The sequence below is a fragment of the Streptosporangium pseudovulgare genome, assembly GCF_014648055.1.
GTDB lineage: Bacteria > Actinomycetota > Actinomycetes > Streptosporangiales > Streptosporangiaceae > Streptosporangium > Streptosporangium pseudovulgare.
In genome coordinates this window covers 79,456-104,505 of sequence record NZ_BMQJ01000013.1, presented here as the reverse complement: position 1 = coordinate 104,505, position 25,050 = coordinate 79,456, and the positions used below count along the sequence as shown (strand labels likewise).

22 protein-coding genes are annotated in these 25,050 nt (G+C 73.7%); 13 read left to right on the top strand and 9 right to left on the bottom strand.

What is annotated here, in order from left to right; translation table 11 throughout:
- Positions 1-6 precede the first annotated feature (6 nt).
- A complete protein-coding gene (gene secD / locus IEZ10_RS24560; RefSeq protein WP_189248879.1) occupies positions 7-2,316 on the top strand; it encodes a protein translocase subunit SecD in 2,310 nt (769 codons plus the stop codon).
- A 139-nt stretch (positions 2,317-2,455) separates the two neighbouring features.
- Positions 2,456-3,163, top strand: a complete 708-nt coding sequence (locus tag IEZ10_RS24555; protein ID WP_189248878.1) for an RraA family protein — start codon at positions 2,456-2,458, stop codon at positions 3,161-3,163.
- A gap of 73 nt (positions 3,164-3,236) precedes the next feature.
- On the opposite strand, the gene IEZ10_RS24550 is transcribed toward IEZ10_RS24555, so the two are convergent.
- Together IEZ10_RS24550 and IEZ10_RS24545 are read right to left on the bottom strand one after the other, a co-directional pair.
- A complete protein-coding gene (locus IEZ10_RS24550) occupies positions 3,237-3,590 on the bottom strand; it encodes a hypothetical protein (RefSeq protein WP_229811603.1) in 354 nt (117 codons plus the stop codon).
- 163 nt (positions 3,591-3,753) lie between these two features.
- The gene (locus IEZ10_RS24545; RefSeq protein WP_189248876.1) at positions 3,754-4,149 is read right to left on the bottom strand and encodes a cupin domain-containing protein; all 396 of its coding nucleotides are present in this window, start codon (positions 4,147-4,149) and stop codon (positions 3,754-3,756) included.
- A 52-nt stretch (positions 4,150-4,201) separates the two neighbouring features.
- On the opposite strand from IEZ10_RS24545, the gene IEZ10_RS24540 reads away from it, so the two are divergent.
- The gene (locus IEZ10_RS24540) at positions 4,202-5,206 is read left to right on the top strand and encodes a GlxA family transcriptional regulator (RefSeq protein WP_189248875.1); all 1,005 of its coding nucleotides are present in this window, start codon (positions 4,202-4,204) and stop codon (positions 5,204-5,206) included.
- Between the two features lie 97 nt (positions 5,207-5,303).
- Here the strand turns inward: IEZ10_RS24540 and IEZ10_RS24535 are convergent, their stop codons facing one another.
- From IEZ10_RS24535 to IEZ10_RS24520, 4 genes are read right to left on the bottom strand one after another with little or no spacing between them, the layout of a single operon-like run.
- Entirely contained in the window at positions 5,304-7,676 is a 2,373-nt protein-coding gene (locus IEZ10_RS24535; RefSeq protein ID WP_229811602.1) for a penicillin acylase family protein, read from the bottom strand.
- Positions 7,677-7,684: 8 nt separating this feature from the next.
- Positions 7,685-9,985 carry an FtsX-like permease family protein gene (locus IEZ10_RS24530; protein ID WP_189248874.1) on the bottom strand — a complete coding sequence of 767 codons (2,301 nt, stop codon included), beginning with the start codon at positions 9,983-9,985 and terminating at the stop codon, positions 7,685-7,687.
- A complete protein-coding gene (locus IEZ10_RS24525) occupies positions 9,982-10,692 on the bottom strand; it encodes an ABC transporter ATP-binding protein (RefSeq protein WP_229811601.1) in 711 nt (236 codons plus the stop codon). Before IEZ10_RS24525 ends, IEZ10_RS24530 begins: the two co-directional genes overlap by 4 nt.
- Positions 10,689-11,216 carry a PadR family transcriptional regulator gene (locus IEZ10_RS24520; protein ID WP_189248873.1) on the bottom strand — a complete coding sequence of 176 codons (528 nt, stop codon included), beginning with the start codon at positions 11,214-11,216 and terminating at the stop codon, positions 10,689-10,691. Before IEZ10_RS24520 ends, IEZ10_RS24525 begins: the two co-directional genes overlap by 4 nt.
- A 137-nt stretch (positions 11,217-11,353) precedes the next feature.
- Between IEZ10_RS24520 and IEZ10_RS24515 the strand changes: the two genes are divergently transcribed.
- From IEZ10_RS24515 to IEZ10_RS24480, 8 genes are all read left to right on the top strand, one after another.
- The gene (locus IEZ10_RS24515) at positions 11,354-11,887 is read left to right on the top strand and encodes a PadR family transcriptional regulator (RefSeq protein ID WP_189248872.1); all 534 of its coding nucleotides are present in this window, start codon (positions 11,354-11,356) and stop codon (positions 11,885-11,887) included.
- Positions 11,884-12,624 carry an ABC transporter ATP-binding protein gene (locus IEZ10_RS24510; RefSeq protein ID WP_189248871.1) on the top strand — a complete coding sequence of 247 codons (741 nt, stop codon included), beginning with the start codon at positions 11,884-11,886 and terminating at the stop codon, positions 12,622-12,624. The genes IEZ10_RS24515 and IEZ10_RS24510 overlap by 4 nt, the downstream gene beginning before the upstream one ends.
- Before the next feature lie 5 nt (positions 12,625-12,629).
- Positions 12,630-14,417, top strand: a complete 1,788-nt coding sequence (locus IEZ10_RS24505; protein WP_189248870.1) for an ABC transporter permease — start codon at positions 12,630-12,632, stop codon at positions 14,415-14,417.
- A 224-nt stretch (positions 14,418-14,641) separates the two neighbouring features.
- Positions 14,642-15,400 (top strand): DeoR/GlpR family DNA-binding transcription regulator, encoded by a 759-nt coding sequence (locus IEZ10_RS24500; protein ID WP_229811600.1) that lies wholly within the window; start codon positions 14,642-14,644, stop codon positions 15,398-15,400.
- Between the two features lie 11 nt (positions 15,401-15,411).
- Positions 15,412-16,722: an MFS transporter gene (locus IEZ10_RS24495; RefSeq protein ID WP_189248869.1), complete on the top strand. Its 1,311-nt coding sequence runs from the start codon at positions 15,412-15,414 to the stop codon at positions 16,720-16,722.
- Positions 16,723-16,988: 266 nt separating this feature from the next.
- On the top strand, positions 16,989-17,204 hold the full coding sequence (locus tag IEZ10_RS24490) for a hypothetical protein (RefSeq protein ID WP_189248868.1): 216 nt from the start codon (positions 16,989-16,991) through the stop codon (positions 17,202-17,204).
- Positions 17,201-17,776, top strand: coding sequence for a TetR/AcrR family transcriptional regulator (locus tag IEZ10_RS24485; protein ID WP_189248867.1), 576 nt, complete (start codon positions 17,201-17,203; stop codon positions 17,774-17,776). Before IEZ10_RS24490 ends, IEZ10_RS24485 begins: the two co-directional genes overlap by 4 nt.
- 50 nt (positions 17,777-17,826) lie before the next feature.
- Positions 17,827-19,071: an MFS transporter gene (locus IEZ10_RS24480; protein WP_189248866.1), complete on the top strand. Its 1,245-nt coding sequence runs from the start codon at positions 17,827-17,829 to the stop codon at positions 19,069-19,071.
- Positions 19,072-19,140: 69 nt separating this feature from the next.
- Here IEZ10_RS24480 and IEZ10_RS24475 read toward each other — a convergent pair whose 3' ends face one another.
- A complete protein-coding gene (locus IEZ10_RS24475; protein WP_189248865.1) occupies positions 19,141-20,139 on the bottom strand; it encodes a LacI family DNA-binding transcriptional regulator in 999 nt (332 codons plus the stop codon).
- Between the two features lie 137 nt (positions 20,140-20,276).
- Here IEZ10_RS24475 and IEZ10_RS24470 point away from each other — a divergent pair, with 137 nt between their 5' ends.
- Positions 20,277-21,059, top strand: a complete 783-nt coding sequence (locus IEZ10_RS24470; RefSeq protein WP_189248864.1) for an SDR family NAD(P)-dependent oxidoreductase — start codon at positions 20,277-20,279, stop codon at positions 21,057-21,059.
- 97 nt (positions 21,060-21,156) lie between these two features.
- On the opposite strand, the gene IEZ10_RS24465 is transcribed toward IEZ10_RS24470, so the two are convergent.
- A complete protein-coding gene (locus IEZ10_RS24465; protein WP_229811599.1) occupies positions 21,157-22,134 on the bottom strand; it encodes a DUF418 domain-containing protein in 978 nt (325 codons plus the stop codon).
- Positions 22,135-22,777: 643 nt separating this feature from the next.
- Between IEZ10_RS24465 and IEZ10_RS24460 the strand changes: the two genes are divergently transcribed.
- Positions 22,778-24,028 carry a methyltransferase gene (locus IEZ10_RS24460; RefSeq protein ID WP_189248863.1) on the top strand — a complete coding sequence of 417 codons (1,251 nt, stop codon included), beginning with the start codon at positions 22,778-22,780 and terminating at the stop codon, positions 24,026-24,028.
- A 100-nt stretch (positions 24,029-24,128) separates the two neighbouring features.
- Here IEZ10_RS24460 and IEZ10_RS24455 read toward each other — a convergent pair whose 3' ends face one another.
- On the bottom strand, positions 24,129-24,893 hold the full coding sequence (locus IEZ10_RS24455) for a TSUP family transporter (RefSeq protein WP_189248862.1): 765 nt from the start codon (positions 24,891-24,893) through the stop codon (positions 24,129-24,131).
- Positions 24,894-25,050: the final 157 nt, after the last annotated feature.

Here is a 25,050-nt window from a genome sequence, read left to right as displayed (position 1 = left end):
GCTTCCATGTCACGTGCGCCCCTGTGGCGCGCGGTGGCGGCGTTCGTCATCGTCGCCATCGCCGTATTACTCACCGTAACCAAATCGCCACGCCTGGGCCTGGACCTGCGTGGCGGCACCCAGCTGGTCTTCGAGACCCGGGACTCCCCCACCGCCAAGGCCGACGCCGAGGCCACCGACCGCGCCCTGGACGTGCTGCGCCGCCGCGCCGACGCGCTCGGCGTGGTCGATCCCACCCTGGTCCGCTCCGGCGAGCGGCGGATCATCGTCGAACTGCCCGGCGTGCTCGACCCGCGCCAGGCCGCCCAGGTCATCGGCAGGACGGCGCAGCTCACCTTCCACCCGGTGCTCGGCCAGGCCGACCCCGACCCCAGCGCCGACCCCAGCGCCAGCCCCAGCCCCAGCACCGACCCCGGCTCCGGGACGGCCGGTGCGGCCGGGGACGGGCAGGTCCTGGCCGACGAGTCCGGGCGGCGGCTGCGGCTCGGCCCCGCCACGATCACCGGGGACGGGGTGAGCGACGCCGCCGCCCGCAACGACCTCCAGCAGGGACCGGCCTGGTTCGTCACCGTCGACTTCCGCGACGCCGCCGCCTGGCAGCGGCTGACCGGTCAGGCCGCCTGCCACGACCCGGGCGACGACCGGCGCCGGGTCGCGATCGTGCTGGACAAGGAGATCATCTCCTCACCCCAGGTCGACACGTCCGTGCCCTGCCGTACCGGCATCCCGGGCGGGTCCACCCAGATCACCGGCTCCTTCACCCACCAGCAGGCGCAGGACCTGGCGGTGCTCATCAAGGGCGGTGCCCTGCCCGTCCCCCTCGCCCTGATCGAGCAGCGCACCGTCGGCCCCACCCTCGGCGCCGAGGCCATCGAGGCCAGCGCCGAAGCGGCCGTCGCCGGCGTCCTGCTCACCGCGCTGTTCATCGTCACCATCTACCGGCTGTCCGGGCTGCTGGCCGCCATCGCGCTCGTCACCTACGGCCTCATCTCCTACGCCGCGCTGCTGGCGTTCGGCGCGACGCTCACGCTGCCCGGCCTGGCCGGATTCGTGCTGGCCATCGGCATGGCGGTGGACGCCAACGTGCTGGTGTTCGAACGGGCCCGCGAGGAGTACGCCCGCGCGCCGGGACGCGGCCTGCGCGCGGCTCTGAACGCGGGGTTCAAAAACGCCTGGAGCGCCATCGCCGACTCCAACATCACCACGCTGCTGGCCGCCGGGCTGCTGTTCTGGCTGGCCTCCGGGCCGGTGCGCGGTTTCGGCGTCACCCTGGCCATCGGCGTGCTGGCCTCGCTGATCTCGGCGATGCTCATCACCCGCGTCCTGGCCCACCCGATCATCGGCAGGGTCGGCCCCCGGCTGTCAGGGCTGGCCACGCAGGGCCGGGTTCGGACCTGGATCACCCGCCGCGAACCGCGCCTCATGACCCGCGGCAGACTCTGGCTGGCCCTGGCCGCCACCGCTTTGGTCCTCGCCGTCACCGGACCGCTCCTGCACGGCCTGAACCTCGGCATCGAGTTCACCGGCGGCCGGCTCGTCGAGTTCACCTCTGCCGCACCGGTGAGCACCGAGACGGCCCGGCGGGCCGTGGCCGAGGCCGGGCATCCGGCGGCGGTCGTGCACGCCTCCGGCACCACGATCTCCGTACGCACCGGCCAGATCAGCGCCGACGACGTGGCCGGAATCGAGCAGGCGCTGGACCGCGACGCCGGCGAGGTGACCAAGCAGCGCGACGAGCTCATCGGTCCCAGCCTGGGCGAGGAACTGCGCCGCAACGCGGTCATCGCGCTCGCCGTGGCGCTGGCGGCCCAGCTGCTGTACCTGGCGGTCAGGTTCCGCTGGACGTTCGGCACCGCCGCCGTCATCGCCCTCGCCGTGGACACCGCCGCGGTCGTCGGCACCTTCGCCTGGCTGGGCAAACCCGTCGACGGGGTCTTCCTGGCCGCCATGCTCACCGTCGTCGGCTACTCCATCAACGACAAGGTGGTGGTCTTCGACCGGGTGCGGGAACTGTGGCAGGCGCGGCGAGGGGACCGCTTCGCCGACGTCGTCAACTCCGCGATCCTGCAGACCGTCCCGCGTACGGTCAACACCGGGCTCGGCGCCCTGTTCATCCTCGTCGCGCTGGCCGTCTTCGGCGGCGACACCCTGCGTGACTTCGCCATCGCGCTCATCATCGGCATCGTGGTCGGCACGGCGTCCTCGTCGTTCGTGGCCGGCCCGCTGGCGATCGAGCTCGAACGGTTCAGCAGGCAGCCGCCGCCCGAGGCGCCCCGGCCGCGCGCCCGCCGGGAGGGCACCGGAGCCGTGGTGTAGGGAGGGAGGCCCGAAACGGCCGGGGGCCGGGCTCGTTGATCCCGGCCCCCGGCCGTGCCAGTCTCGATGGTGACGGCAAGGCGAGCGGGGGACGCCGTGGCAGGCGATGGCGCGGCGGGCGGCGAAAGGGAGCACGGCCATGGACCACCACGAACTTCACAAGCGGTTCACCGCTCTGACCACCGCCCACCTGGCGGACGCCTGCATCCGCGCCCGCGTTCCGGTGCGGTGCGCGCCCGCGGCCCTGCGCGCCGTGACGCCCGGCGACCGCCTGGCCGGGCGGGTGGCCCCCGCCCGGCACGCCGGCAGCGTCGACGTCTTCCTGGAGGCGTTCGAACGGGCCGCGCCCGGCGACGTGCTGGTGGCCGACAACGGCGGCCGCCTCGACGAGGCGTGCGTCGGCGACCTGGTGGTCCTGGAGGCACAGGCCGCCGGGCTGGCCGGGATCGTGGTCTGGGGGCTGCACCGCGACACCGCCGACATCCACCGGATCGGGCTGCCCGTCTTCAGCCTGGGAGCCCTGCCCACCGGCCCGCTGCGCCTGGACGAACGCCCCCCGGGCGCCCTCGCGTCGGCGGACGTGGGCGAGTGGACGGTGGGCCCCGGCGACCTGGTGCTGGGCGACGACGACGGCGTGCTCTTCATCCCCGGCGACCGCGCCGGGGAACTCCTCACCCTCGCCGAGGCGATCCGCGACACCGAGCGGCGCCAGGCCGATCGGATCCGCGGCGGCGACACCCTGCGCGAACAGGTGCGCTTCGGCGCCTTCCTCGCCGGGCGGCGGCAGAACCCCTCGCTGACCTTCCGCGACCACCTGCGGGCCGTGGGCGGCGCCATCGAGGAGTGACCGCACCGCCCCGGCGCCGCCGCCGGCTGCCTGACGCCCCGGCCCCGCCACGTCGAACCGACGCGGCCCTCCGCTAGCGCAGCCAGCGCAGGGCCGCGTCGGCGCAGTCCTCGGGGCCGCTGTTGAAGGCGATGGCCGCGCCGGGCGCGTGCCGCCGGACCAGGTTGACCACCCTCTCGAAGAACTCGAGCAGCGGCTCGTGCTTGCGGATGCCGCCCCCGATCACCACGCAGGCGTGGTCTTCGCGGGTCAGCGCCTCCACGATCGCCCCTTCGGGGTCGTCGTCGAGTGCCACCAGGCACCAGTCGGCCTCGATGCCGTGATCGTCGAAACGGGCCCGGCCGCGTGCCATCGCCGCCTGGATCGGCTCGGGGTCCCAGCCCTGGATCCTGGCGGGGTCGAGACCGATCACCAGTACTCGTGCCACTGCCACGCCTCCTGCCTCTCGCGGAACGTTTCCGTACCGGCGCGATGATCTCAGGTGGCGCCGCCCGGGGCCGTCCACATCGCCGATCTTCTCGTCGGTCTCCTCTCCGATCTTCTCGTCGGTCTCCTCGTCGGTCTCCTCGTCGGTCTCCTCGTCGGTCTCCTCAGAGGTCGAGCGCGTGTCCCGTCGTCGCGTCGATGTGGTCGGGGATCTCGGCGTGGCGGTCGCCGACCGTCGGTGTCCCGGTGGGCTCGAACATGAGGATCGCGGCCGAGACGGGAGCGGACGGCCTGTGCTCCACACCTCTGGGGACGGTGAACACCGCCCCCCGGGGGAGCCGGACCGTGCGCTCTCCGCCGGGCTCGCGCAGGGAGATGTACAGTTCCCCGTCGAGCACCAGGAAGAACTCGTCGGTGTCGTCGTGGACGTGCCAGATGTGCTCGCCCTCGACCTTGGCGACGCGTACGTCGTAGTCGTTGACGCGCGTGACGACGCGGGGGCTCCACAGAGCGTCGAAGGAGGCCAGAGCCTTGTCGAGGGTGATGGGTTCGTTGCTCACGAGTGCATCCTGGCCCATCGGGCACGATCGGCGGGAGTGCTAGGAATAGCACATGGCGCAAGAATCCTCGCATATCGCTCATGCGGCGGTCCCGCACCGGGTCGTCGTGATCGTGGACGAGAACTCCAACCCCTTCGAGCTGGGCTGCGCGACCGAGGTCTTCGGCCTGCGCAGGCCCGAGCTCGGGCGCGATCTCTACGACTTCCGCCTGTGCTCCCCTGAGCCGCGCACGCCGATGCGGGACGGGTTCTTCACGCTCACGGGCGTCGCCGGCCTGGAGGCGGCCGAATCGGCGGATACGCTGATCGTTCCCAACCGTCCCGACGTCGAGGTGCCCCGCCGCGCCGCAGTGCTCGATGCGATCCGGCGGGCGCATGCGCGCGGCGCCCGCCTGGTCGGCTTCTGCAGCGGCGCCTTCACCCTGGCCGAGGCCGGGGTCCTCGACGGGCGCCGGGCCACCGCGCACTGGCAGTGGGCGGATTCCTTCCGGGCCCGTTTCCCTTCCGTCCGGCTCGAAACGGACGTGTTGTTCGTGGACGACGGTGACATCCTCACCGCCGCGGGGAGCGCGGCCGCGCTGGACCTGGGCCTGCACATCGTCCGCCGCGACCATGGCGCGGAGGTCGCCAACTCCGTGAGCCGGCGGCTCGTCTTCGCCGCGCACCGCGACGGCGGGCAGCGGCAGTTCGTGGAGCGGCCCGTTCCCGATGTGCCGGATGAGTCCCTGGCGCCTGTCCTCGCCTGGGCCCAGGAGCATCTGGACGCCCCGCTCACGGTGTCCGGCCTCGCAGCACGCGCCTCGGTCAGCCCGGCGACACTGCATCGCCGCTTCCGGGCACAGCTGGGCACCACGCCGCTGGCGTGGCTCACCGTGGAACGGCTCGCACTGGCGTGCCGGCTGATCGAGCGGGGCGAGTCGCACCTCGAGACGGTCGCGCGGCGCAGCGGGCTGGGCACCGGCGCCAATCTGCGCGCGCTGATGCGCCGCAAGATCGGGCTCACCCCATTGGAGTACCGGCACCGATTCGGCCCGGGGCCAGGCCGGGGACCGGCCTGACCTCGCAGCCGGCCCGGCCCGCGAGGCCCTGGTGGCCCTGTGACCGCCCGCGCCCGCCGGACGGCTCCCCGGGGAGACCGTCCGGCGGGCGCGCCGGTCACCGCAGCGACGTCGTCGTCAGGTGCGGGTACGCCCTGATCTCGGCCTCGGTGAACCGCTCCGTCACCCACCCGCCGCGGGAGAACAGCTCGGTCTGGTCGGCGTGGTGCGGCGAGGCCGCGCCGGCCGACAGCGAGTACGTCAGCACGGTGCGGGTGCGCGGCCCGGCCGGGGTCAGCTCCACAGCCATCATGAAGCTGGAACCGGTGTTGACGTCCGGATAGCGGCCCGCCTCGCTGAGCGGGCCGCCGGTGCGGATCCGGTCGAAGCAGCCCTCTCCCTCGGTGCAGCCCGGCACCGGGACGCCGCCGTAGCGCTGGGCCTGCCCCGGCGTGAGCGTCAGCGGCAGCTCATTGGCGGTGAAGAACCGCACGGCGTCGGCCAGCGAGCTCTGCACCGCCGGGTTGGCGATGTCGAGCCCGCGCGGCGTGGTGAGCGGCTGCTCGGGGTCGAACGGCACCTTCCACCAGCTCTCCGGCGGGACGACCTCGCCGTCCGGTCGTCTGTGCGGGCCGTTCAGGTTCATGAAGAACTCGCGCCACAGGATCGCGCCGCGGCTGCCGAGGCGGGCCCGTCCGTCCCAGGCCGCCAGTGTGGCGCAGGCCCGCCGCACGTCGACCTTCTCGCCGCCGCTCGCGGTCATGACCGGCTTGGCCCGGCACAGCGCGCGCAGGTCCGCACGGAGCAGTTCGGCGCTCAGGTTGCGCTTGCCGGTGGCGGTCCGCTGGAGGGTGTCGAGCGTGAAGCCGGGGGCGCCGAGCCCGTCGCCACCGGACAGCCGCCGGGCGACCATGTCGAGGCCGACCCGGGTGCGCAGGTCCCGTTCGGTGCGGGTGTCGCCGTAGACGCGGGGGTAGCCGGTGAGCGGCGCCTTCGGGTTGGTCAGCCAGGGGCCGGCGTTGGCGTTGGTCACGTAGTCGGCGCGGCTCAGCCGGGGCTGGGCGGCGGGGCCGAAGACGCCCGGCTCGATCGCGTCGGCGTCCCTGCCCCACAGGCAGGCCGACGTGGAGCCGTCCAGGATGAGCGGCTCGGGGTCGTCGCCGACATGGCAGCGTTTCGCCTGCTCGTCGGTGACGTGCGGGACGACCGAGGCGTCGGCGAAGTACGCCGTGCCGCCGGCGTCCGTGGCGAGCGTGTAGACGAAGGGCATGCCCTGGTAGGTGTCCTGGGCGCGGCGCAGCGCGGCCACGTCGCGGGCCGCGCCCATGGCCAGCCACTCGTCGGCGAAGCGCAGGTTGGCGACGTTGGCGTCGGCCAGGGCGACCGCCGTCTTCTCCGTCCAGTCCATGGCCAGCACCGGGCCGTACCGGGAGGTGTAGAGGGTGGTGGTGACGGGGTTGATCGCGCCACCGGCGTCCCGGACGGTGACCGTCACCTCCTGCCGGCCCATCGGCTCGGGCCGGCCGTCCACCAGGTACGTGGTGCGCTGGCCCGGCACCAGCTTGAGCCGGTACAGGGTGAACCGCTGGGCGTGGGAGACGGTGTGCGTCCAGGCCAGGGTGGCGTTGTGGCCGATCTGCACCACGGGCGTGCCGTACAGGCTGCCGCCCGACACGTCGAGCACACCCGGGATGGTCAGGTGGACCTGGTAGAAGCGGCGGCTGCCGTTCCACGGGAAGTGAGGGTCGGCCAGCAGCATGCCGTGGCCGTCGCGGGTGGCCTCGCGCCCGATGGCGAAGGCGTTGCTGCCGGGAGGGGCCGCCGTCTTCGCCGGGACCTTCTTCTCCGGTTTCTCCGGCTCCTTGCCGCCCCCCTCACCCGCCTGCCCGGAGGCGGCGATGGCCTCCTTGAACGATGAGCCGCTTCCCAGGCGGCCGAGGTCGAGGAGGTTCGTCCACACGTCGGTGGCGGTGATGGGGCCGACCCACTCCTTGCCCCGGCAGGCCGGGTCGGGCAGCCTGTCCACACCGGTGTCGCTCAGGTAGCGGTTGAACCCGGCGACGTAGCCGTCCACGAGCGCGCGCAGTTCGGCGCCGGGGCCGTGCGGCGCGGGGCGGGCGAGCACCCGGCGCAGCACGCCCGACGCCTGGACGCTCTTGTAGTACACGTCGCTGGCCAGGTTGGAGACCGGGTCCACGGCGTCGTCCGACATCGCCTCGGCGCCGAAATGGCGCGACCGCTCACCGCGCAGGGTCAGCACCCACGAGGCCATGACGCACAGGTTGTCCTGCGCGAAGGCGTAACCGTAGCCGTAGCCGAGGCCGCCGTGGTCTTTCGCCGAGATGTGCGGGATGCCGTACTCGGTGCGCCTGATGTCGGCGCTGTAGCGGCCCCCGGCGGCGCTCGCCGGCGCGGGCGCCGCCACGAGGAGCGAGGCGGCCAGCGCGGCGGTGAGCGGCGCGGCCACCCGCCGGACGTACTTCATGATCATCAATGGTCCTATTCGAAACGGGCGCCCTCGGGCGCGGTCACGCGCCTGAGCAGCGGCAGGCCGGCGAGGATCACCAGCAGCGCGGCCAGCAGCCCGCCGCCGACGGTCAGGAAGTAGGCGGGGCCGGGCAGCGCCGCCGGCGCACTCTTGATCCTCAGCTGGTCGATCAGCGGTTCGGCCACACCGAGGCCCGCGCCCGCCGCCACCAGGGCGGCCAGCACCACGGGAGCGGCCGTCTCCAGCAGCACCACCTTCGACAGGGTCCGGGTCGGCGTGCCGCACAACCGCAGCAGCGTGAACGGCTGCCTGCGCTCCACCACGCCTCCGACGACCGCCACCAGCAGGCCGCAGCCCGCCACCAGCAGGGTCAGCGCGACGATGGCCAGCGCCACGCGTTCCACCTGGTCCAGCAGCACCGCGCGGGCCTGGGCGACCTCGGCGAACGTCAGCGGCGTCTCGGCGCTGCCGGAGCCGGCGACGTACGGGGTGAGCAGCGTGCGGATCCGCTCGCGGACGGCCGGGTCGTCCGCGCGGACCAGCACCGCCGCCAGGGACAGGCGAGCCGGGGCGGCCTGGCCGGCGGCTTGGTCGGCGGCCGGGCTGGAGGGGTCCACGATCGGCAGGTTGCGGTCGACGGAGAGCATGTTGTCGCTGGTCAGCAGACGGTTGAAGTCGGCCGTCACCGCGCGGGCGCCCGGGGCGCAGCGGCCGAGCGCCGGGAAGGCGGTCAGGGCGTCGCACGCGACCACGTGCCCGAGCATGAAGTCGGGCCGGCAGCCGGGGCCCGGGTCGCACGGCGGGGGCCCGTCGGGCGGGGCCGGCTGCCCGACCCTGCGGTAGATCGGCAGCACGGTGACACCGGGGCGGGAGCGGAGCTCGGCGAGCAGTTCGTCCGCCGTGCCGGGCGGCAGCGGCCGGCCCGGGGCGGCGTCGGCGTACCCGAACGACGTCCGCAGGACCTCGCCCAGCGTGCCGCCGCCCGCCGCCGCCTGCCCCGAGACGACGGCGGGGACGATGCCGGCGACGGCCGTGCCGATGAAGACCGCCAGCACGATCCCGTTCACCGACCGGAAGGCCCCCTTCGGGTCGGCCGCCAGCCGCTGCGCGGCCAGCAGCGTCGCCGCGCCACGGGTCAGGCGGGCGGCCAGCCGCGCGACCAGCATCGTCAGCCACGGCCCGGCCACCATGAGACCGACCATGATCAGCACCAGGCCGACGTCGAGGAGCAGTGCGTCCGGCTCCCTGCCGCCGCCCGCGAACACCGGGCCGGCGAACAACCCCAGCCCCGCCAGCAGCGGCAGAACCCGCCACCACCCCGGGGCGGAGGCCCGCACCTTGCGCGCGGCGCCGAGCGGGGTGATCCGTACCCGGCGCAGCGACCACAGGGCGGCACCCGCCGCGGCGAGCGGCACGCCCACGACCACGGCGGCGTACTGCGGCGGGGTGGGCGCGACCACGTCGGGAAAGAAACGCGAGCCGGTGACGGAGACGCCGGCCAGCGCGGGCCGCACCGCCTGGAAGACCGCGATGCCGGCGAGCGCGCCCAGCAACGCGCCGAGCGCCGCGTCCACCGAGGCGATCACGTTGACCTGCCGCGCGGTGGCGCCCGCCAGCCTGATCGCGGCGAAGCGCGCCTCGCGGCGGGCGGCGGCCAGGCGCGTGGCGGTGCCGATGAGGACGATCAGCGGGACGATCAGGCCGATGGCGGCGATGCCGAAGCCGTGCTCGTACAGGGCCGTGGTGTCGTCCGCGGCCGGGGCGACGGCGACGGCGTCCACGGCCACCGTGCCCGCCATGCCGGCCAGCGCGTCGGGACTCTGGCCGACGACGACGACCAGGTCGTCGGGGCCGGACAGCGCCGCCCGCCCGATGAGGCCGGCGCGCGCGCCGGGGAAGCGGTCGGCGAGCTGCTCACGCGGCACGGCGTCCATCAGCTCGGCGAGCGCGGGCGAGACGTAGTGGCGCCCCGCCCCGGGCAGCGCGGAGAGACCGGGAACGCCCGGGGCGGGCGTCCGTGCGTCGAGGACGGCGACGTCGAGCCGCTTGATCGGGCGGCCGGCGTAGGAGTCGAGGCGGTGGTTCCACAGCACCGCGCCGGGGGTGGCGCCCAGCGCCCAGCCCGCCGGCGCGGAGCCGGTCGTGCACTCCCAGCACGGCCGGTCCGCGGTGGTCCGGAAGGCGTTGAACAGCGCCACCGTCGACAGCAGCACCGTCACCCCCGCCGCGACGGCGGCGGCGACGAGCACCAGCCGGACGACCGCCTCCCGGCCGCCGCGCAGCGACAGCCGCAGACCCAGCCACAGCGTCATCGGAGGACCTCGCCGGCGTAGGGGTCGGTGACCCTGCCGTCGCGCACCATGACCTCCCGGTCGGCGCAGGCGGCGACGCGGGCGTCGTGGGTCACCACGATCACCGTCGTGCCCTCCTGACGGGCCAGGCCGACGAGCAGCTCCATGACCTTCTCACCGGTGAGCGAGTCGAGCGCGCCGGTCGGCTCGTCCGCGAAGATCACCTTGGGTCCCGTCACCAGCGCCCTGGCGACGGCCACCCGCTGCGCCTGCCCGCCGGACAGCTCGCCGGTGCGCCGCCCGGCCAGGTCCTCCAGCTCCAGCCGCCGCAGCCAGTCGCCCGCCCGCCGGTAGGCCTGCCTGCGCCCGGTCCTGCCGAGCAGCAGCGGCAGGGCGACGTTGTCGGCCGCCGTGAGCTCCGGCACCAGCTGGCCGAACTGGAAGACGAAGCCGAACGCGGTACGGCGCAACTCCGACCGCCGGGCGTCGCCCAGGGTGTCCAGCCGCCGCCCGTCGAACCAGACCTCACCCGCGTCGGGGGTGAAGATGCCGGCCAGGCAGTGCAGCAGCGTGGACTTGCCGGAGCCGCTCGGACCCATGATCGCCAGGACCTCTCCCGCCGTCACCGACAGGCTCGCCTCACGCAACGCCGGCGTCCGGCCGTAGGAGCGCTCGACGGAACGGGCCTCCAGCAGCGGGCCCGCCATGGGAAGCGCGTCGATGGTCATGCGCGGCGCACCGTCTCCGCCAGCGCGCCCAGCCGGGCCGTGGTCACGTCGATCCAGCGCAGGTCGGCCTCCAGATGGAACAGGGCGTGGTCGGCCAGCAGGGCGTCCACGAGGGCGCCGTCGCGTTTGATCTCCGACAGCTCACGCATGCGCCGCATGTGCGTGGCGCGCTGGACGTCGAGGAAGCGCTGCGCGTCGCGGCCCAGCATCAGCGCCAGCACGACCTTCGTGAACAGCACCGTCTGCAGGAACGGCTCGGCCGCCGCCGGCTCGGCCAGCCACGCCTCCACCTCCTGCCTGCCCAGCGGGGTGATGGCGTAGCGCTTGCGGTCGGGCCCGTCGCCGGGCTCGCTCGGGCCGGCCGCGACCTTGCCGTCCCTGGCCAGACGGCCGAGCGTCGAATAGACCTGCCCGAAGGGAAGCGGCTTGCCCTTGCCGAAGTAGGTGTCGTAGTCGCGCTTCAGGTCGTATCCGTAGCTGGGCTCACGGTCCAGGAGGCCCAGCAGGGTCAAGGGGACTGTCATGACGATCACTATATACCGAGGGTATATACGCGAAGCATAACGTGACACGCGACCCTCACTGGAGACCGGGACCATCGCGGCGCTTTGACACCTCGTACGGCTAACCGCTATCTATTGGCTAACCGTTAGGGGGTGGAATGCAGGACGCGGTGCTGGCGATGCTCGCCAAAGAACCGGCACACGGGTACCACCTGCGCGCCCGGCTGCGGCAGAGCCTCGGCCCGCTGGGCGAGTCGATGAACCCCGGTCAGATCTACGTGACCCTGGCCCGGCTGGAAAAAGCCGGGCTCGTGCTCTGCGAACGGGCCGACGGCCTGCCCGAGAAGCCGGAACGCAAGGTCTACGCGCTGACGCCCGCCGGACAGCAACGGGTGACCGCCTGGCTGGCCGAGGTCGGCTGGCCGAAACCGGACCTGGCGGAGTTCCACCTCAAGCTCGCCGCCGCCGCCGCGGCCCGGCTCGCCGACCCGGTCGAACTCGTCGCGGCCCAGCGCCGCGAGCTGCTGCGCCGCCTGCGCGAGGCGCAGCAGGCGGCACTGGCCGAGCCTGCGGGATCGGGCGCCGCCCTGCTGCTGGAAGGGGTCATGCTGCGGCTGCAGGCGGACCTGCGCTGGCTGGACGCCTGCGAACGGGCCTGGTCCAGGCGCAACGACGAAATCGAGGACGCATGAACGTGTCAGATGCCGCGGTCCGGGTCCGCGGCCTGGTGAAGACGCACGGCCGGGGGCAGAGCCGGGTCCGCGCGGTGGACGAGGTCGACCTGGAAGTGCCCCGCGGACAGACGCTGGCCGTGATGGGGCCCAGCGGCTGCGGGAAATCCACCCTGCTGCACCTGCTCGGCGGCCTGGAACGGCCCACCGGCGGAGAGGTGTGGGTGGCCGGGCGGCGCATCGACACCCTGAGCGAGCGGGCCCTGGCACGCATGCGGCGCCGGTCGGTGGGGTTCGTCTTCCAGGCCTTCCATCTGGTGGAGGAGCTGTCGGCGGCCGAGAACGTGGAGCTGCCCGCACTGCTGGCCGGCCGTTCACGCCGCCAGGCCAGGCGGCGCGCGAACCTGCTGCTGGAACGGGTCGGGCTCGCCGCGCGCGCCCGGCACCTGCCGTCGCAACTGTCCGGCGGGCAGCGCCAGCGGGTCGCCGTCGCCCGCGCCCTCGCCAACGACCCCCTGGTCGTCCTGGCCGACGAACCCACCGGCAACCTCGACACCACGGCGAGCCTCGACATGCTGAGAATCTTCGAGGACCTGCGCGCCGCCGGGCAGACCCTCATCATCGTCACACACGACGAACGGGTCGCGGCCACCGCCGACCGACTGGTCTCGATGCGCGACGGGATGTTCGTCGACGACACCCGCCTGGCCGGCACCGGCGCCGGGCGGCTCGGCGGCCTTATCGGACTGGAAGGCTGAACGTCATGGGCCCCACCGTGCTCGTCGTGCGCCTGGCACTGGCCGACATGCGCCGGCACAAGATCCAGGCCGCGATGCTCCTGCTCGCCGTGACCGTGGCCACCGCCACGATGACCCTGGGCCTGTCCCTGCGCGGCGTGAACGACGCGCTGTACGAGCAGACCCGCGCGGCCACCGCCGGACCGGACCTGGTGGCGCTCTCCGGCGAGACGGGCCCCGCCGCGACCTCGGCCCTGGCCTCGCTGGCCGACGATCCCGAGGTGACCGCCCACCACGGCCCCTACCGCATCGTCTACGCCGACCTCACCACGCGCGACTCCACCTCCTCCCCCGTGGTGGTGCACGGCTTCGCCGAGACACCCGGCGCGCTCAACCGGCCCCTGGTGACCTCAGGCCACTGGGTACGCCCCGGCGGCACCGTCCTCGAACGCGGCTTCGCCACCGCCCTGGGCGCCGGCGTCGGCGACCACGTCACCATCGCCGGCCGTTCCTACCCCGTCGTCGGGATCGCCGTCACCGCCGCCACCTCCATCTACCCCTGGGCGGCACAGATCGGCCCGTACGGCGGCCCCAGCGACTACACCGGCCTGGCCTGGATGACCCGAGCGGACGCCCGCGCACTGGCGTCGTCCCGGGACCTCCCGGTGACCACGGCCCTGGACCTCAAGCTGCGCGACCCCGACGCCACCGGGGCCTTCATCGACGCCCACCGCGCCTCCACCCTCAGGATGAACCTCCGCTCCTGGCAGTCCACGGCCGAGCAGGACATGGTCATCCTCAGGAACACCCAGCCGATCCTGGTCATCGGCAGCTGGCTGCTCGGATTCCTGGCCGTCACCGGAGTGGCCGCGCTGGCCGCGGGACGCGCCGTCGAGCAGACACGCCGGGCCGGACTGCTCAAGGCCGTCGGCGCCACCCCGGGCCTGATCGCCACCGTCCTGCTCACCGAGTACCTGGCGCTGGCGCTGATCGGCGACGCGCTGGGACTGGTGATCGCCCGCCTGACGGTGCCCGCCGCCGCCAGCCCCACCGCCAGCCGGATCGGCGCCGCCGGGCTGACCGGCCCCACCGTCGCCGCGGCGACCGTCCTCGCCGTGGCGGTGGCGGTGCTGTCCACCCTGCGTCCCACGCTGCGGGCCATGCGCACCGCGACCGTCACGGCGCTGACCACCACCGCGCACCAGCCCCGCCACCGCCCCCGGCTCACCGCGCTGTCCGCGCTGCTGCCCACACCGCTGCTGCTCGGGCTGCGGCTCACCGCCCGCCGGCCGGGCCGCGCCGTACTGCAGGCATGCTCCACCGCCACCACGGTGACCGCGATCGTCGCCCTGCTGACCCTCCACGCCCAGCCGGAGAGAGGCTACGGACTGGACGGCTCCTCCGTCCTGCCCAACCTGCGCGGCGAACACGACCGCGGACTGATGCTCGCCGTCACCGCCCTGCTCATCGCACTCGCCGTCGTCAACACCCTCACCTTCACCTGGACCACCGCCATGGAGGCCCGGGCGAACATGGCCATCGCCCGCACGCTCGGCGCCACCCCGGGACAGATCACCGCGGGACTGTCCCTCGCCCAACTCCTGCCCGCACTGCTCGGCGCCGCCATCGGCACCCCCCTGGGCGCCGGCCTGCTCTCGCTCCTCGCCGCCCCCAACGCCGTGGAGCCCCCCTCCTCCCGGCTGCTCGCCGCCGCGCTCGCGACCGTCCTGGCGACGGCCGCGCTCACCGCCCTGCCCGCACGGCTGGCGGCCCGCGTGCCCGTCGCACAGACCCTCAGCGCCGAAACGGCCTGACCGGCCCGGTCCGGCGGCCACCGGCGTTCCCGGGGTGTACGACCGGCGGCGAGCAGCCGAGCCCGAGCCGGACGAGGATCGGGCGGTTCCCCGGGAACGGGGGCGCCAGGAGAGGGGACGCCAGGAGAGGAGCGCTTCCAGAACCCGCCCTCCCCGGCTCACCGGACGGCCGGGCCCACCCCGTCGGCTTGCCAATCGAACACACCGCATGTTCAAATGAACTCGTGGAGAGTTCAGATCGTCTGCGCGCCATCATGTCCGAGTTGCGCGCCAAGGACAGCGTCTCGGTGGCGGAACTGGCCGTCGCCCACGCGGTCTCGGAAATGACCATCCGCCGCGACCTGGACGAACTCGCCCAGCAAGGAGTCGTCAGACGCGTCCGCGGCGGCGCCATCAGCCTCCTGCTCCGCGGAGAGGAACCCCCCTTCGGCGTACGCGAACGCGAGGCGACCGACATCAAACGCCGCATCGCCGCCGAAGTCGCCACCCTGCTCGCCGACGGCGAGGCCGTCCTGCTCGACGGCGGCACCACCACCCTGGAAGTCGCCCGCGCGATCCGCGACCGCCGCCTGACCGTCCTGCCCCTCTCCCTGCAGTCCGCCGACGAACTCGCCACCGCACCCCGCATCCGCCTCGTCCTCCCCGGCGGCGAGGTACGCCCCGGCGAACTCAACTTCTCCGGCCCCCTCACCGAGACCTCCATCCGATCCCTGCGCTTCGACACCGCGATCATCGGCTGCTGCGGCCTGTCCGCCGAACACGGCCTGACCGCCCACGACCTGTCCGACGTCGCCGTCAAACGAGCCGCCATCGACTCCACCCGACGCGTCATCGTCGCCACCGACTCCGGCAAGTTCACCCGCACCGCCTTCGGCGCCGTCTGCCCGCTCGACCGCCTCGACATCGTCATCACCGACACCGCCATCCCCCCGGGCGAACACGACGCCCTCACCGCCGCCGGCGTCACCGTCCGCACCGTCTGACCGGAGCACCCATGCACGTCACCACCCCCAACAGGACGGTCCTCACCCGCGCCCGGATCGCGGTCTACCTGCTCTTCACGCTGGCGGGCATCGCCATCGGCACCTGGACGGCACGCATCCCCTCCATCAAGGAAGGACTCGACCTCAGCGACGGCCGCCTCAGCCTCGGGCTCCTCGGCATCGCGGCAGGGGCCATCACCGGCATGCAGGTGGTGGGCCGCCTGATCGACCGCCACGGCAGCGCCACCGTCATGATCCCCATGGCCTTCGCCCAGGGCGTCGTCCTCATCCTGCCCGCCCACGCCCCCGGCCTCACCGCGCTCGCCGCGACACTGTTCGCCTTCGGCCTGGTCCACGGCACCCTCGACGTGGCCATGAACGCCAACGCCGTCGAGGTCGAGCAAGCCGCGAACCGCCCCCTCATGTCGTCCTTCCACGCGGCGTTCAGCATCGGCGGCTTCCTCGGCGCCACCGCCGGCGGCCTGCTCGCCCAGGCCGGGCTCACCCCCGCCGCCACCTTCACCGCCACCGCCGCCGTCCTCACCCTCATGGCACTGTGGGCCGCCCGCTGGGCCCTCCCCCGCTCCGCCGCGCCTTCCGGACACCCCGCCGGGCCCGCACCCGCCGAGCTCCCCGGAACCGCCGGCCCCGCCGCGCGGACCACCCCGGAGACCACCGCCACCACCGCGGCCGCCGCGGAAACCACCCCGGCGACCGCCACAGAGGCCACCCCGGAAAGCGGCGAGAGCGCCACCTCCGCGAAAGGCACCGCCCACAGCGTGCTCGCCCTGGGCGTGCTCGCCATCTGCTGCATGATCGGAGAGGGCGCCGCCGCCGACTGGAGCTCCGTCTACCTCCGCGACAGCCTCGGCAGCTCGGCGGGATTCGCCGCGGCCGCCTACGCCGCCTTCTCCGTCATGATGACCGCCGGCCGCCTCGCCGGAGACCGGCTGACGGCCCGGTTCGGCGCGGTGGCGCTGGTACGCGGCTGCGGCGCGCTCGCCGCGACCGGACTCGGCGCCGGCCTGCTGGCCGGCAACCAGGTCATCGCGGTCCTCGGATTCGCCTGTTTCGGCGCGGGCCTGTCGTGCATCATCCCCCAGGTGTTCTCCGCCGCCGGCCGCCGCGACCCGGCCCGCGCCGGCCAGGCCCTCGCCCGGGTGGCCAGCCTGGGATACGCGGGCTTCCTGGCCGGCCCCATCCTGATCGGCGGGCTCGCCGAGGTCATCGGCCTTCCTCTCGCGCTGGCCGTTCCCGCGTTGCTTGCTGGCTTTGTTGCTCTCAGCGCCGTTTTTCTCCGGACACCTTCCTTTACAAAGTAGATCATTTAAGTGAATCGGAACCATCGTGCCCACGGCGCCGGCGTCTCAGCGGCCATCGCCGACGCCGGTCGCTGAGAACCGGAGCTCAGCCGCGAGAAGCCGATCCGGTTCCCCGCCGTGACGGCGGCCGCCGATCTCATCGAGTTCCACCCCGCACGGCAAACGTCCCAGGTGAGCCGAGGAGTCCTTCGGCATCGGGCGGAAGGGGGGCCGGGATCAGCCGCGACGCGCACACATGCCGGTGCACGATGTGTACACTCGTACATATGATGCCCGAGGCGGATGACCGTTCGATGCGTGACCGGATGCTCACCGGTGACCGGCGCCTCCCCGACGACCCGGGACCGGCCACGCACCTGACGCGCACGGCGGACCCCACGGGGGCGTTCAACGCGACCTCAGCCCGCGACCCGCGGGCGGACGTCGTGACCACGGGCGATCCGGCTCGGGTGGTCCGCGCCATCGGACCGGACCCGGCATGAGCGACGCCACCCCACCGCGGCCACCCGCCGCGAGGCGGTCCCGCCGGCACGACCCGGGCCGGCGGGACCGGCTGATCGACGCCGCACTGACCGTGATCGCCGAACGCGGCGTGGCCGCCACGACGCACCGGGAGATCGCCCGTGTCGCCGATGTGCCGCTGGGCTCGATGACCTACCACTTCACCTCGCTGGAAGAGGTGCTCGCCGAGGCGTTCACCCGGCACGCCGAGTCGGTGGCCCGCGTCTTCGACGAACGGCTCAGCGCCGCGCCCGACCGAGAGGCGGCGATCGAAGCCGTCATCGCGCTGGTGGCCGACGACCTGCTCGGTTCGCGGCACGATCTCGTCCTCTCCGTGGAGTTGTACGTCGCCGCGGCGCGCAACCCGACCCTGCGCGCCGTCACCCAGGCCTGGATGACGCGCAGCCGCCATGCCCTGGAGCGCCACTTCGACGCCACCACCGCCCGCGAACTGGACGCGCTCATCGAAGGTCTCGTGCTGCACAGCGCCCTGTCCACCGACCCGATGACGCCCGAACAGATCCGCCACGCCGTCCACCGCTTCCTGCGCTGACCCCTCCCCGCTCCCCCGCACGCACCTGTTTCACCGTGATCGGAAACCCGATGCCCCCTGCCGTCCCTTCCGCCGCGCCCACCCGCCGGGTGTTCCTGGCCCGCGCCGCCGTCGCGGCGCTGTTCCTCACCAACGGCGCCGTCTTCTTCAACATCGTCCCGCGCTACCCGCAGATCAAGGCCGACCTCGGCGTCAGCAACGCCGTCTTCGGCACCGCGGTGGCCGGCTACTCGATCGGCGCACTGCTGGCCGGGCTGCTCGCCGGTGCCGCGATCCGCCGCTTCGGCTCCGCCCGCGTGGCGGCCTTCGGCATCGTCATCACCGCCCTCGCGACCCTGGCCATCCCGTTCGTGCCGACCTGGGTCGCCTTCGGCGGCGCGCTGTTCGTCGTGGGCGCACTCGACGCGATCGTGGACGTCGCGCAGAACGCCCACGGCCTGCGCGTGCAACGGCTCTACCGGCGTTCCATCCTCAACTCGCTGCACGGCGTATGGAGCATCGGCGCCGTCCTGGGCGGCCTGATGGGCTCGGCCGCCGCCGGCCTCCGCCTGCCCCTGACGATCCATCTCGGCATCTCCGCGACCCTGTTCAGCCTCGTGGCCGTCGTCGCCTACCGCTTCCTGCTGCCGGGCCCGGAAGACGCCGAGCGCTCCGCCGAAGCCCGGGATCCGGCCCCGGCCGACGACCACGCGGCCGCCCCGCCCGCCCGGCGCGCGGGCCGGCGCTCGTTCACCGGCCCGGCGGTGCGGATGCTCGCCGTACTCGGCGTGCTGGCCGCGTGCGGTGCGCTGGTCGAGGACGCCGGTGCGTCCTGGGGCGCCCTCTTCCTCACCGGTCTGCACGCCGACGCCGCCACCGCCGGCCTGGCCGTCGTGGTCTTCCAGACCGCCATGACCATCGGCCGCCTGTCCGGCGACCGCGTGGTGGACCGCTTCGGGCAACGCGCGGTGGCCCGCGCGGGAGGCGTCCTGGCCGCCGCCGGCATGGGCGCGGCGCTGGCCGTACCGTCCATCCCGGCCGCGCTGGCCGGCTTCACCCTCGCCGGGCTCGGCTTCGCCACCCTCGTCCCGGCCGCCATGCACACCGCCGACGAGCTGCCCGGCCTGCCGCCGGGCACCGGCCTGACCATCGTCAGCTGGCTTCTGCGTGGCGGATTCCTGCTGTCCCCGCTGCTCGTCGGAGCCGTCGCCGACCTCCTCAGCCTGCGCGCCGGCCTGCTGTCGGTCGTCCTGGCCGGCCTCGTCACCATCGTCCTCGCCCGCGTCCTGGCCGACCGTACGCACACCTCGGCCTGAACACCGGACCGGCCACAGAGACGCCGTCCGCGGGCACCTGAGGCGGCGAGGCGGCGTTCCCCGCGAAGGTCATGTCGTCGCGCGGACGACCAACTCCAGCCCGAGAGCCGTCTCCCGGGCCGCGGTGCGGTGGCCCAGTTGCTGGATGAGACGTTCCATGGCGGCGTGGCCGGACTCCTCCAGTGGCTGGCGGACGGTGGTGAGGCCCAGGATCTCGGCCACCTCGCCGTCGTCGAAGCCGACCACGGCGACGTCCCCGGGCACATCCAGGCCGAGATCGCGGGCCGCCCGCAGGACGGCGGCGGCGAGGACGTCGTCGGAGGCGAACACCGCCGTCGGGTGATCCTCGCGGGACAGCAGCTCCCGGGCCGCGGCCACGGCCTCCCCGGCCCGATGGCGGACCAGGCGCACAGCACCGTCGCCGAGATCGCGACCGGCTTCGGCGAGCGCGGCGCGGTATCCGCCGAGCCTGAGCCACGACGGCGAGACGTAGCGGTCGGATCGCCGGGCCTCACCGAGAAAGCCGAACCGGCGGTGGCCGCGGCCGAGCAGATGCCCGGCGGCCAGGCGGCCACCGGCGTCGTCGTCGGTGAAGACCGAGTCGAAACCGGGATGGCGCACGTCGATCAGAACGGCGGGCAGCCGCAGGGCGGTGAGCCGGTCGGCCACGGTGCCGTCCAGGGGAAGGCTGACCACGATGAGGCCGTCCAGCCGACCGGTGACGGGCAGGCTCGACAGCAGCGGAGAGGTGCTTTCGACGGCTGACTCCTGGTCGAACAGGACGACTTCCAGCGGCCCGTCACCGGCGGCGCGCAGGACGCCTCTGAGACGGCGGGCCACGGACGGGTAGGAGGTGTAGGGCGCGATCACGCCGATGCGGCCGACGCCGCGGCGCGCCCTGGCGACGGCGTCCGGTTTGGGAGTGAAGCCGAGCTCGTCCACGGTGGCCAGCACCTTGCGGCGGGTCCGCTCACTCACGCTGCCGGGCGAGTTGAGGACCCGGGACACCGTCGAGATGCTGACGCCCGCCCGAGCAGCCACGTCGTAGATGGTGGCCTGGCCGCTCATGTCGTCCTCCTGACGTCCGATCCTCAGGGGATCCTATCCTGGAAGTGCTTTCATAGAAGCACTTGACATGAGAAGGAGAATCTCGTTCCCTGGGAAGGGCGGTCCGCGAGGTGGAGAAACGCCGACCAAGGAGGGACATGAACCGCTCGTATGTGGTGACGGGCGCGGGCCGGGGAATCGGCCGTGCGGTGACCGAGCGGCTGGCCACCACCGGCGGCACGGTCGTGGCGATCGAGCAGGACCCCGTGGCCCTGGCATGGACGGGGGCACATCCACTCCGCGAGCGGCTGATCGGCCTGGCGGGCGACGCCGCCGACGAGCGCGTCGCGCAACGGGCCGCCGACGCCGCGGAGGCCGCGGCGCCGCTGGCGGGCTGGGTCAACAACGCCGCCGTCTTCCGGGACGCCTCGGTGCACTCGGCCACCACCCGGCAGATCCTGGACCTGATCATGGCGAACCTGAATGCCGCCGTGACCGGCTGCGCCACCGCGATCCGCCGTTTCCTCGCCGCCGCGACGCCCGGCGCGATCGTCAACGTCTCCTCCCACCAGGCGCGCCAGGCGGTCCCGGGCTCGCTGCCGTACGCGACCGCCAAGGCGGCCATCGAGGGGATGACCCGGGCGCTGGCGGTCGAGTACGGCCCATGCGGCATCCGCGTGAACGCGGTGGCGCCCGGGTCGGTGCGCACCGAGCGCTACACCGGCTTCCTGGCGTCCCAGGGGCCGGAGGCCGCGGCCCGCGCCGAGGAACAGATGGCCGCCGTGCATCCGCTGGGCCGCGTCGCCGAGGTGGACGAGGTCGCCGCCGCCGTCGCCTACCTGCTGTCACCGGAAGCCGGCTTCATCACCGGCACCACCGTCCCGGTCGACGGTGGCCGGGCGGTCCTGGCCCACGATCCGGAGGCGAGAAGCCCCCGATGACCGGTGACGACGCTCTCCGGAACGCGGCGCGGCGCGGCGCGCGCCGCGCCGCGCCGCGAGGGCGTGAAGGCGAGGCGGACGATGAGGAGGACGGCGGTCAGGTGGCGCGGCGCAGGGGCGGGCGGCCGGCCCAGGTGACCCAGCGCCAGAGCCACTCGACCGGCCCCTGGCGGTACCGCCGCAGCCACAGCACGGACCACAGCCACTGCACGGCGAGGATGACGCCGGCGATCGTCACCACCGTCGCCTCCGACCAGCGGTCCGGCACTCCCCCGAGGACGCGGGCGGCGACCAGCACGAGGACCGTGGCGGTCAGGTAGTTCGTCAGCGCCATCCGGCCCAGCGGCGCGAAGACCGCCCCCAGCGCCGGACGGAGCGGCGTCCGCATCAGCACCAGCAGAACGCAGACGTACACCCCGGCGACCAGCAGCCCGGCGGTGGACATCGCCAGGCCGAAGCCGGGGTCGTACGGGTCCAGCCCGCTCTGCCACCACAGCGCGGGCGCCGCCCCCACCGCCAGGACCAGGCCCAGCACGGCCGGCCCCCGCGCGGACCGCTCGACCCCGTCGATCACCCCGTACCGGGTCAGCGCCGAGCCCAGCAGGAACAGGCCCGGGACCAGCGTGTTCCAGCCCCCGGTGGCCAGCAGCGACACCGCGAGGAGCACGGCCGCCAGGCACGCCACGGCCCACCGCGGCAGCCAGGTCGAGGGCAGCAGCACCAGCAGGCCGACGACGGCGTAGATGGTCAGGACGTCCCCCTTCCACAGCAGCAGGAAGTGCACCAGGCCGATCGCGAGCAGCGCCAGGAGGCGGCGCGCCAGGACCAGCCGCGGCCGGGCGGCGCGGGCCGTCGCCGACTCCAGCAGCAGCGAGAACCCCACACCGAACAGCAGGGAGAAGATGGGGAAGAAACGCTGGTCGACGAACAGCCCCGGCCACACGGCCGCGTCCCCCTCCGGGACGGGCACGGCGGGTGTGAGGGCGTCCCCGACGTGGGCTATCGGTTTGACGTTGGCCAGCAGGATCCCGCACAGCGCGAACCCGCGCACGACGTCGAGCGCGGCGATCCGCACCCGGCCGGACCCGGCCGGGCGGTCGCCGGGGTCCGGCGTTCGCGACGAGACCCGCCCGGGACGCGGGTTTCCGGGGCTGAGCGGGTTTCCGGGACCGGGCGGGCTTCCAGGACCGGGCGGGCTTCCAGGACCGGGCGGGCTTCCAGGACCGGGCGGGTTTCGGGGGCTGAGCGGGCTTCCAGGGCTGGGGGGAAGATCTTCGTACGGCATGGGCCCATCGTGCGGGTCCGGCCCGCCGCCGGCATGGGCCGAAAGCACGATCCGCACCGCGCGCGGCCGTACTTTCGGCCGGTTCCCCGCCCACCCGGGGGAGATCCCACCGCCCGGGGCTCGTGGCCGCCGCGCGACGAGGACTCCGCCGAGGAGCGACGGGCCGCGACGGGCGGGGAGCCGGACCCTCCCCGCCCCACGGACCGGTTTGCCCGCGGGGAAAGGTCTGTGCGAACCTCTTATGTCATCTCTCCGAAAGGGCTGATCGTGACACTCGGCATGGTTCTCGGCGACTTCCCCGCTCGCGCTTCGACGCGGGAGCGGTAGCCCCACCTGCCCTGACACCCGCCCGTGCGCCGGCACGGGCCGTTTCTCCCGCTCCTCGTCGAAGTGCTCTTCGTGCCCCTGCACGTTCGATCACGAGGAGTACGTGGTGTCCACGATCCGCTGGACCGAGACGAACGCCCCCCGTTCCGCCCACTGGCATTCCGAGAGCGCGACCCCGCCTCCCCGCCGGATCATCGGCGCCGACGACCGGATGAAAGCCGACACCGCCTACCGTCTGGCCTGCGAAGACACCGGTCTGCTGTGGCGGGGTGACTTCCACGAAGCACGACGGCTGCTGCAGGCGATGCGCCGCCGCATCGACCGGAAACCTCCCCGGCGAGGTGACAGCCCGGCGGAGTCCTTCCACCTGCACCGCCGTGCCCGCGGCCACCGTGCCCGCGTGCTGGGCCGCCTCCTCGTCCTGCTGGAGGACGACCACCGCCTGAACCTGCGCAGAGCCCCCGATGTGCGCCGAGCCTGCATCGAAGCGTACGGTCCGCCGTCCGGGCCGATGGCTGTCTCACTCACCGAACTGCTGGGCGTGATCGGAGCGCATCAGTGGCGCACGAAGGGCGTGGAGGTGCCGGCCCTCAGCGCTCGCATCCACCCGCACTACGGCGTGTTCTCCCCCGTCAGGGGCGAGTACGTCGACCTCGTCGCGCAGGCGCCGCTCCCCCCGCCGGCGGATCCTCGCGCGGGCCGCCGCACCGCGTTCGACCTCGGCACGGGAACGGGAGTGCTCGCGGCCGTCCTGGCCCGCCGGGGAGTCGACCACGTCGTGGCCACGGACATCAGCCCGCGTGCTCTGGCCTGCGCACGAGACAACGTCCGCCGGCTACGCCTCACCGGGCGCATCGACGTCGTGGGCCCCGGCCTCTTCCCCGAGGGGCGCGCGGACCTCGTCGTCTGCAACCCGCCCTGGATTCCGGCCCGGCCCACCTCCGCCGTGGAGCAAGGCGTCTACGACCCGGGCGGCAGCATGCTCCGCGGCTTCCTGGCCGCGCTCACCGCGCATCTCGAACCGGGAGGTGAGGGATGGCTCATCCTGTCGGACCTGGCCGAGCGCCTCGGGCTCAGGACACGCGGCGAACTGCTGGCCGGCATCGAGGCGGCGGGCCTGCACGTGGTGGACAGGATCGACACCAGGCCGCGGCACCCACGAGCGAGGGACGCCGCCGATCCCCTCCACGCCGCCCGGGCCGCGGAGGTCACCTCGCTGTGGCGTCTCGCGGGCGGACGACGTTCGGCATCGGCCGTCACCGGGAGCGAGCCGGCCCCGGCATCGCCTCCGGATGAGGACGGAAGCGCTTCCGCGCGTTCTCCGGCTTCCCGTGCCGGGACCTCGTCATCGGCGTGACCGCGCTTTTCCCGGCCTCGCCCGCCCAGGTGAGGCCGGGCTTTTCGTCGTGACCGCGGGTTTCAGCCGACCAACCGGCTTTACGATGTAGATCAGGACATCAGGCGAAGAACTGCTCGTAGCCGAGTTTCGCCACCATCGCGCACACCACGCACAGCAGTACGGCCCGCACGAACCCCGAGCCGCGGCGCAGCGCCATCCGCGCCCCGACCTGGGCCCCGGCGATGTTGCAGACGGCCATCCCCAGCCCCAGCGACCACAGCACGTGCCCCTGGGAGGCGAAGACGATCAGAGCCCCGACGTTGGTGCAGGAGTTGATGATCTTCGAGTGCGCCGAGCCGTGCACGAAGTCCATACCGAGGATCGTGGTGAAGGCGATGATCAGGAAGGTCCCGGTACCGGGCCCGAGGATGCCGTCGTAGAAGGCGATCGCCACGCCGGTGACCGCGGTCGCGGCCAGCACCCTGGCCCGGGTGCGCAGGTGCGGGTGGGGATGGGCGCCGAACGCCGGGCGGAGGGTGACGAACAGCGCCACGCACAGCAGAGCCGCCATCACCAGCGGGGTGAGCGCGTCCTTGGAGATCGACGCCGCCGACGCCGCGCCGAGACCGGCGAACACGACCGCGGCCAGCCCGGCGGGCACCACCACCCGGCGGTCGATCTTCGTGGTGCGGGCGTAGGCGACCGCCGCCGACGAGGTGCCGAAGACGGCGGCGAGCTTGTTCGTGGCCAGCGCCTGGACCGGAGAGACGCCGGCGACGAGCAGCGCGGGCAGCTGCAGCAGCCCTCCCCCGCCGACCACGGCGTCGATCCACCCCGCCCCGGCCGCGGCCGCCAGCAACAGGACGATCTCCACCGCGCCCATCCTGAAATCCCCCGAACCATCCGTTATCCACCGTCAGCTCGGCAGAGCGTACCGAACACCGTCCCCCGCGCGGAGGACGCGTTCCCCTCCAGGCGGAAGGGCGGGCGGCCACCGTACGGGACGGCCGCCCGGAGCCGGGCGTGCGCGGCCGGCTCCG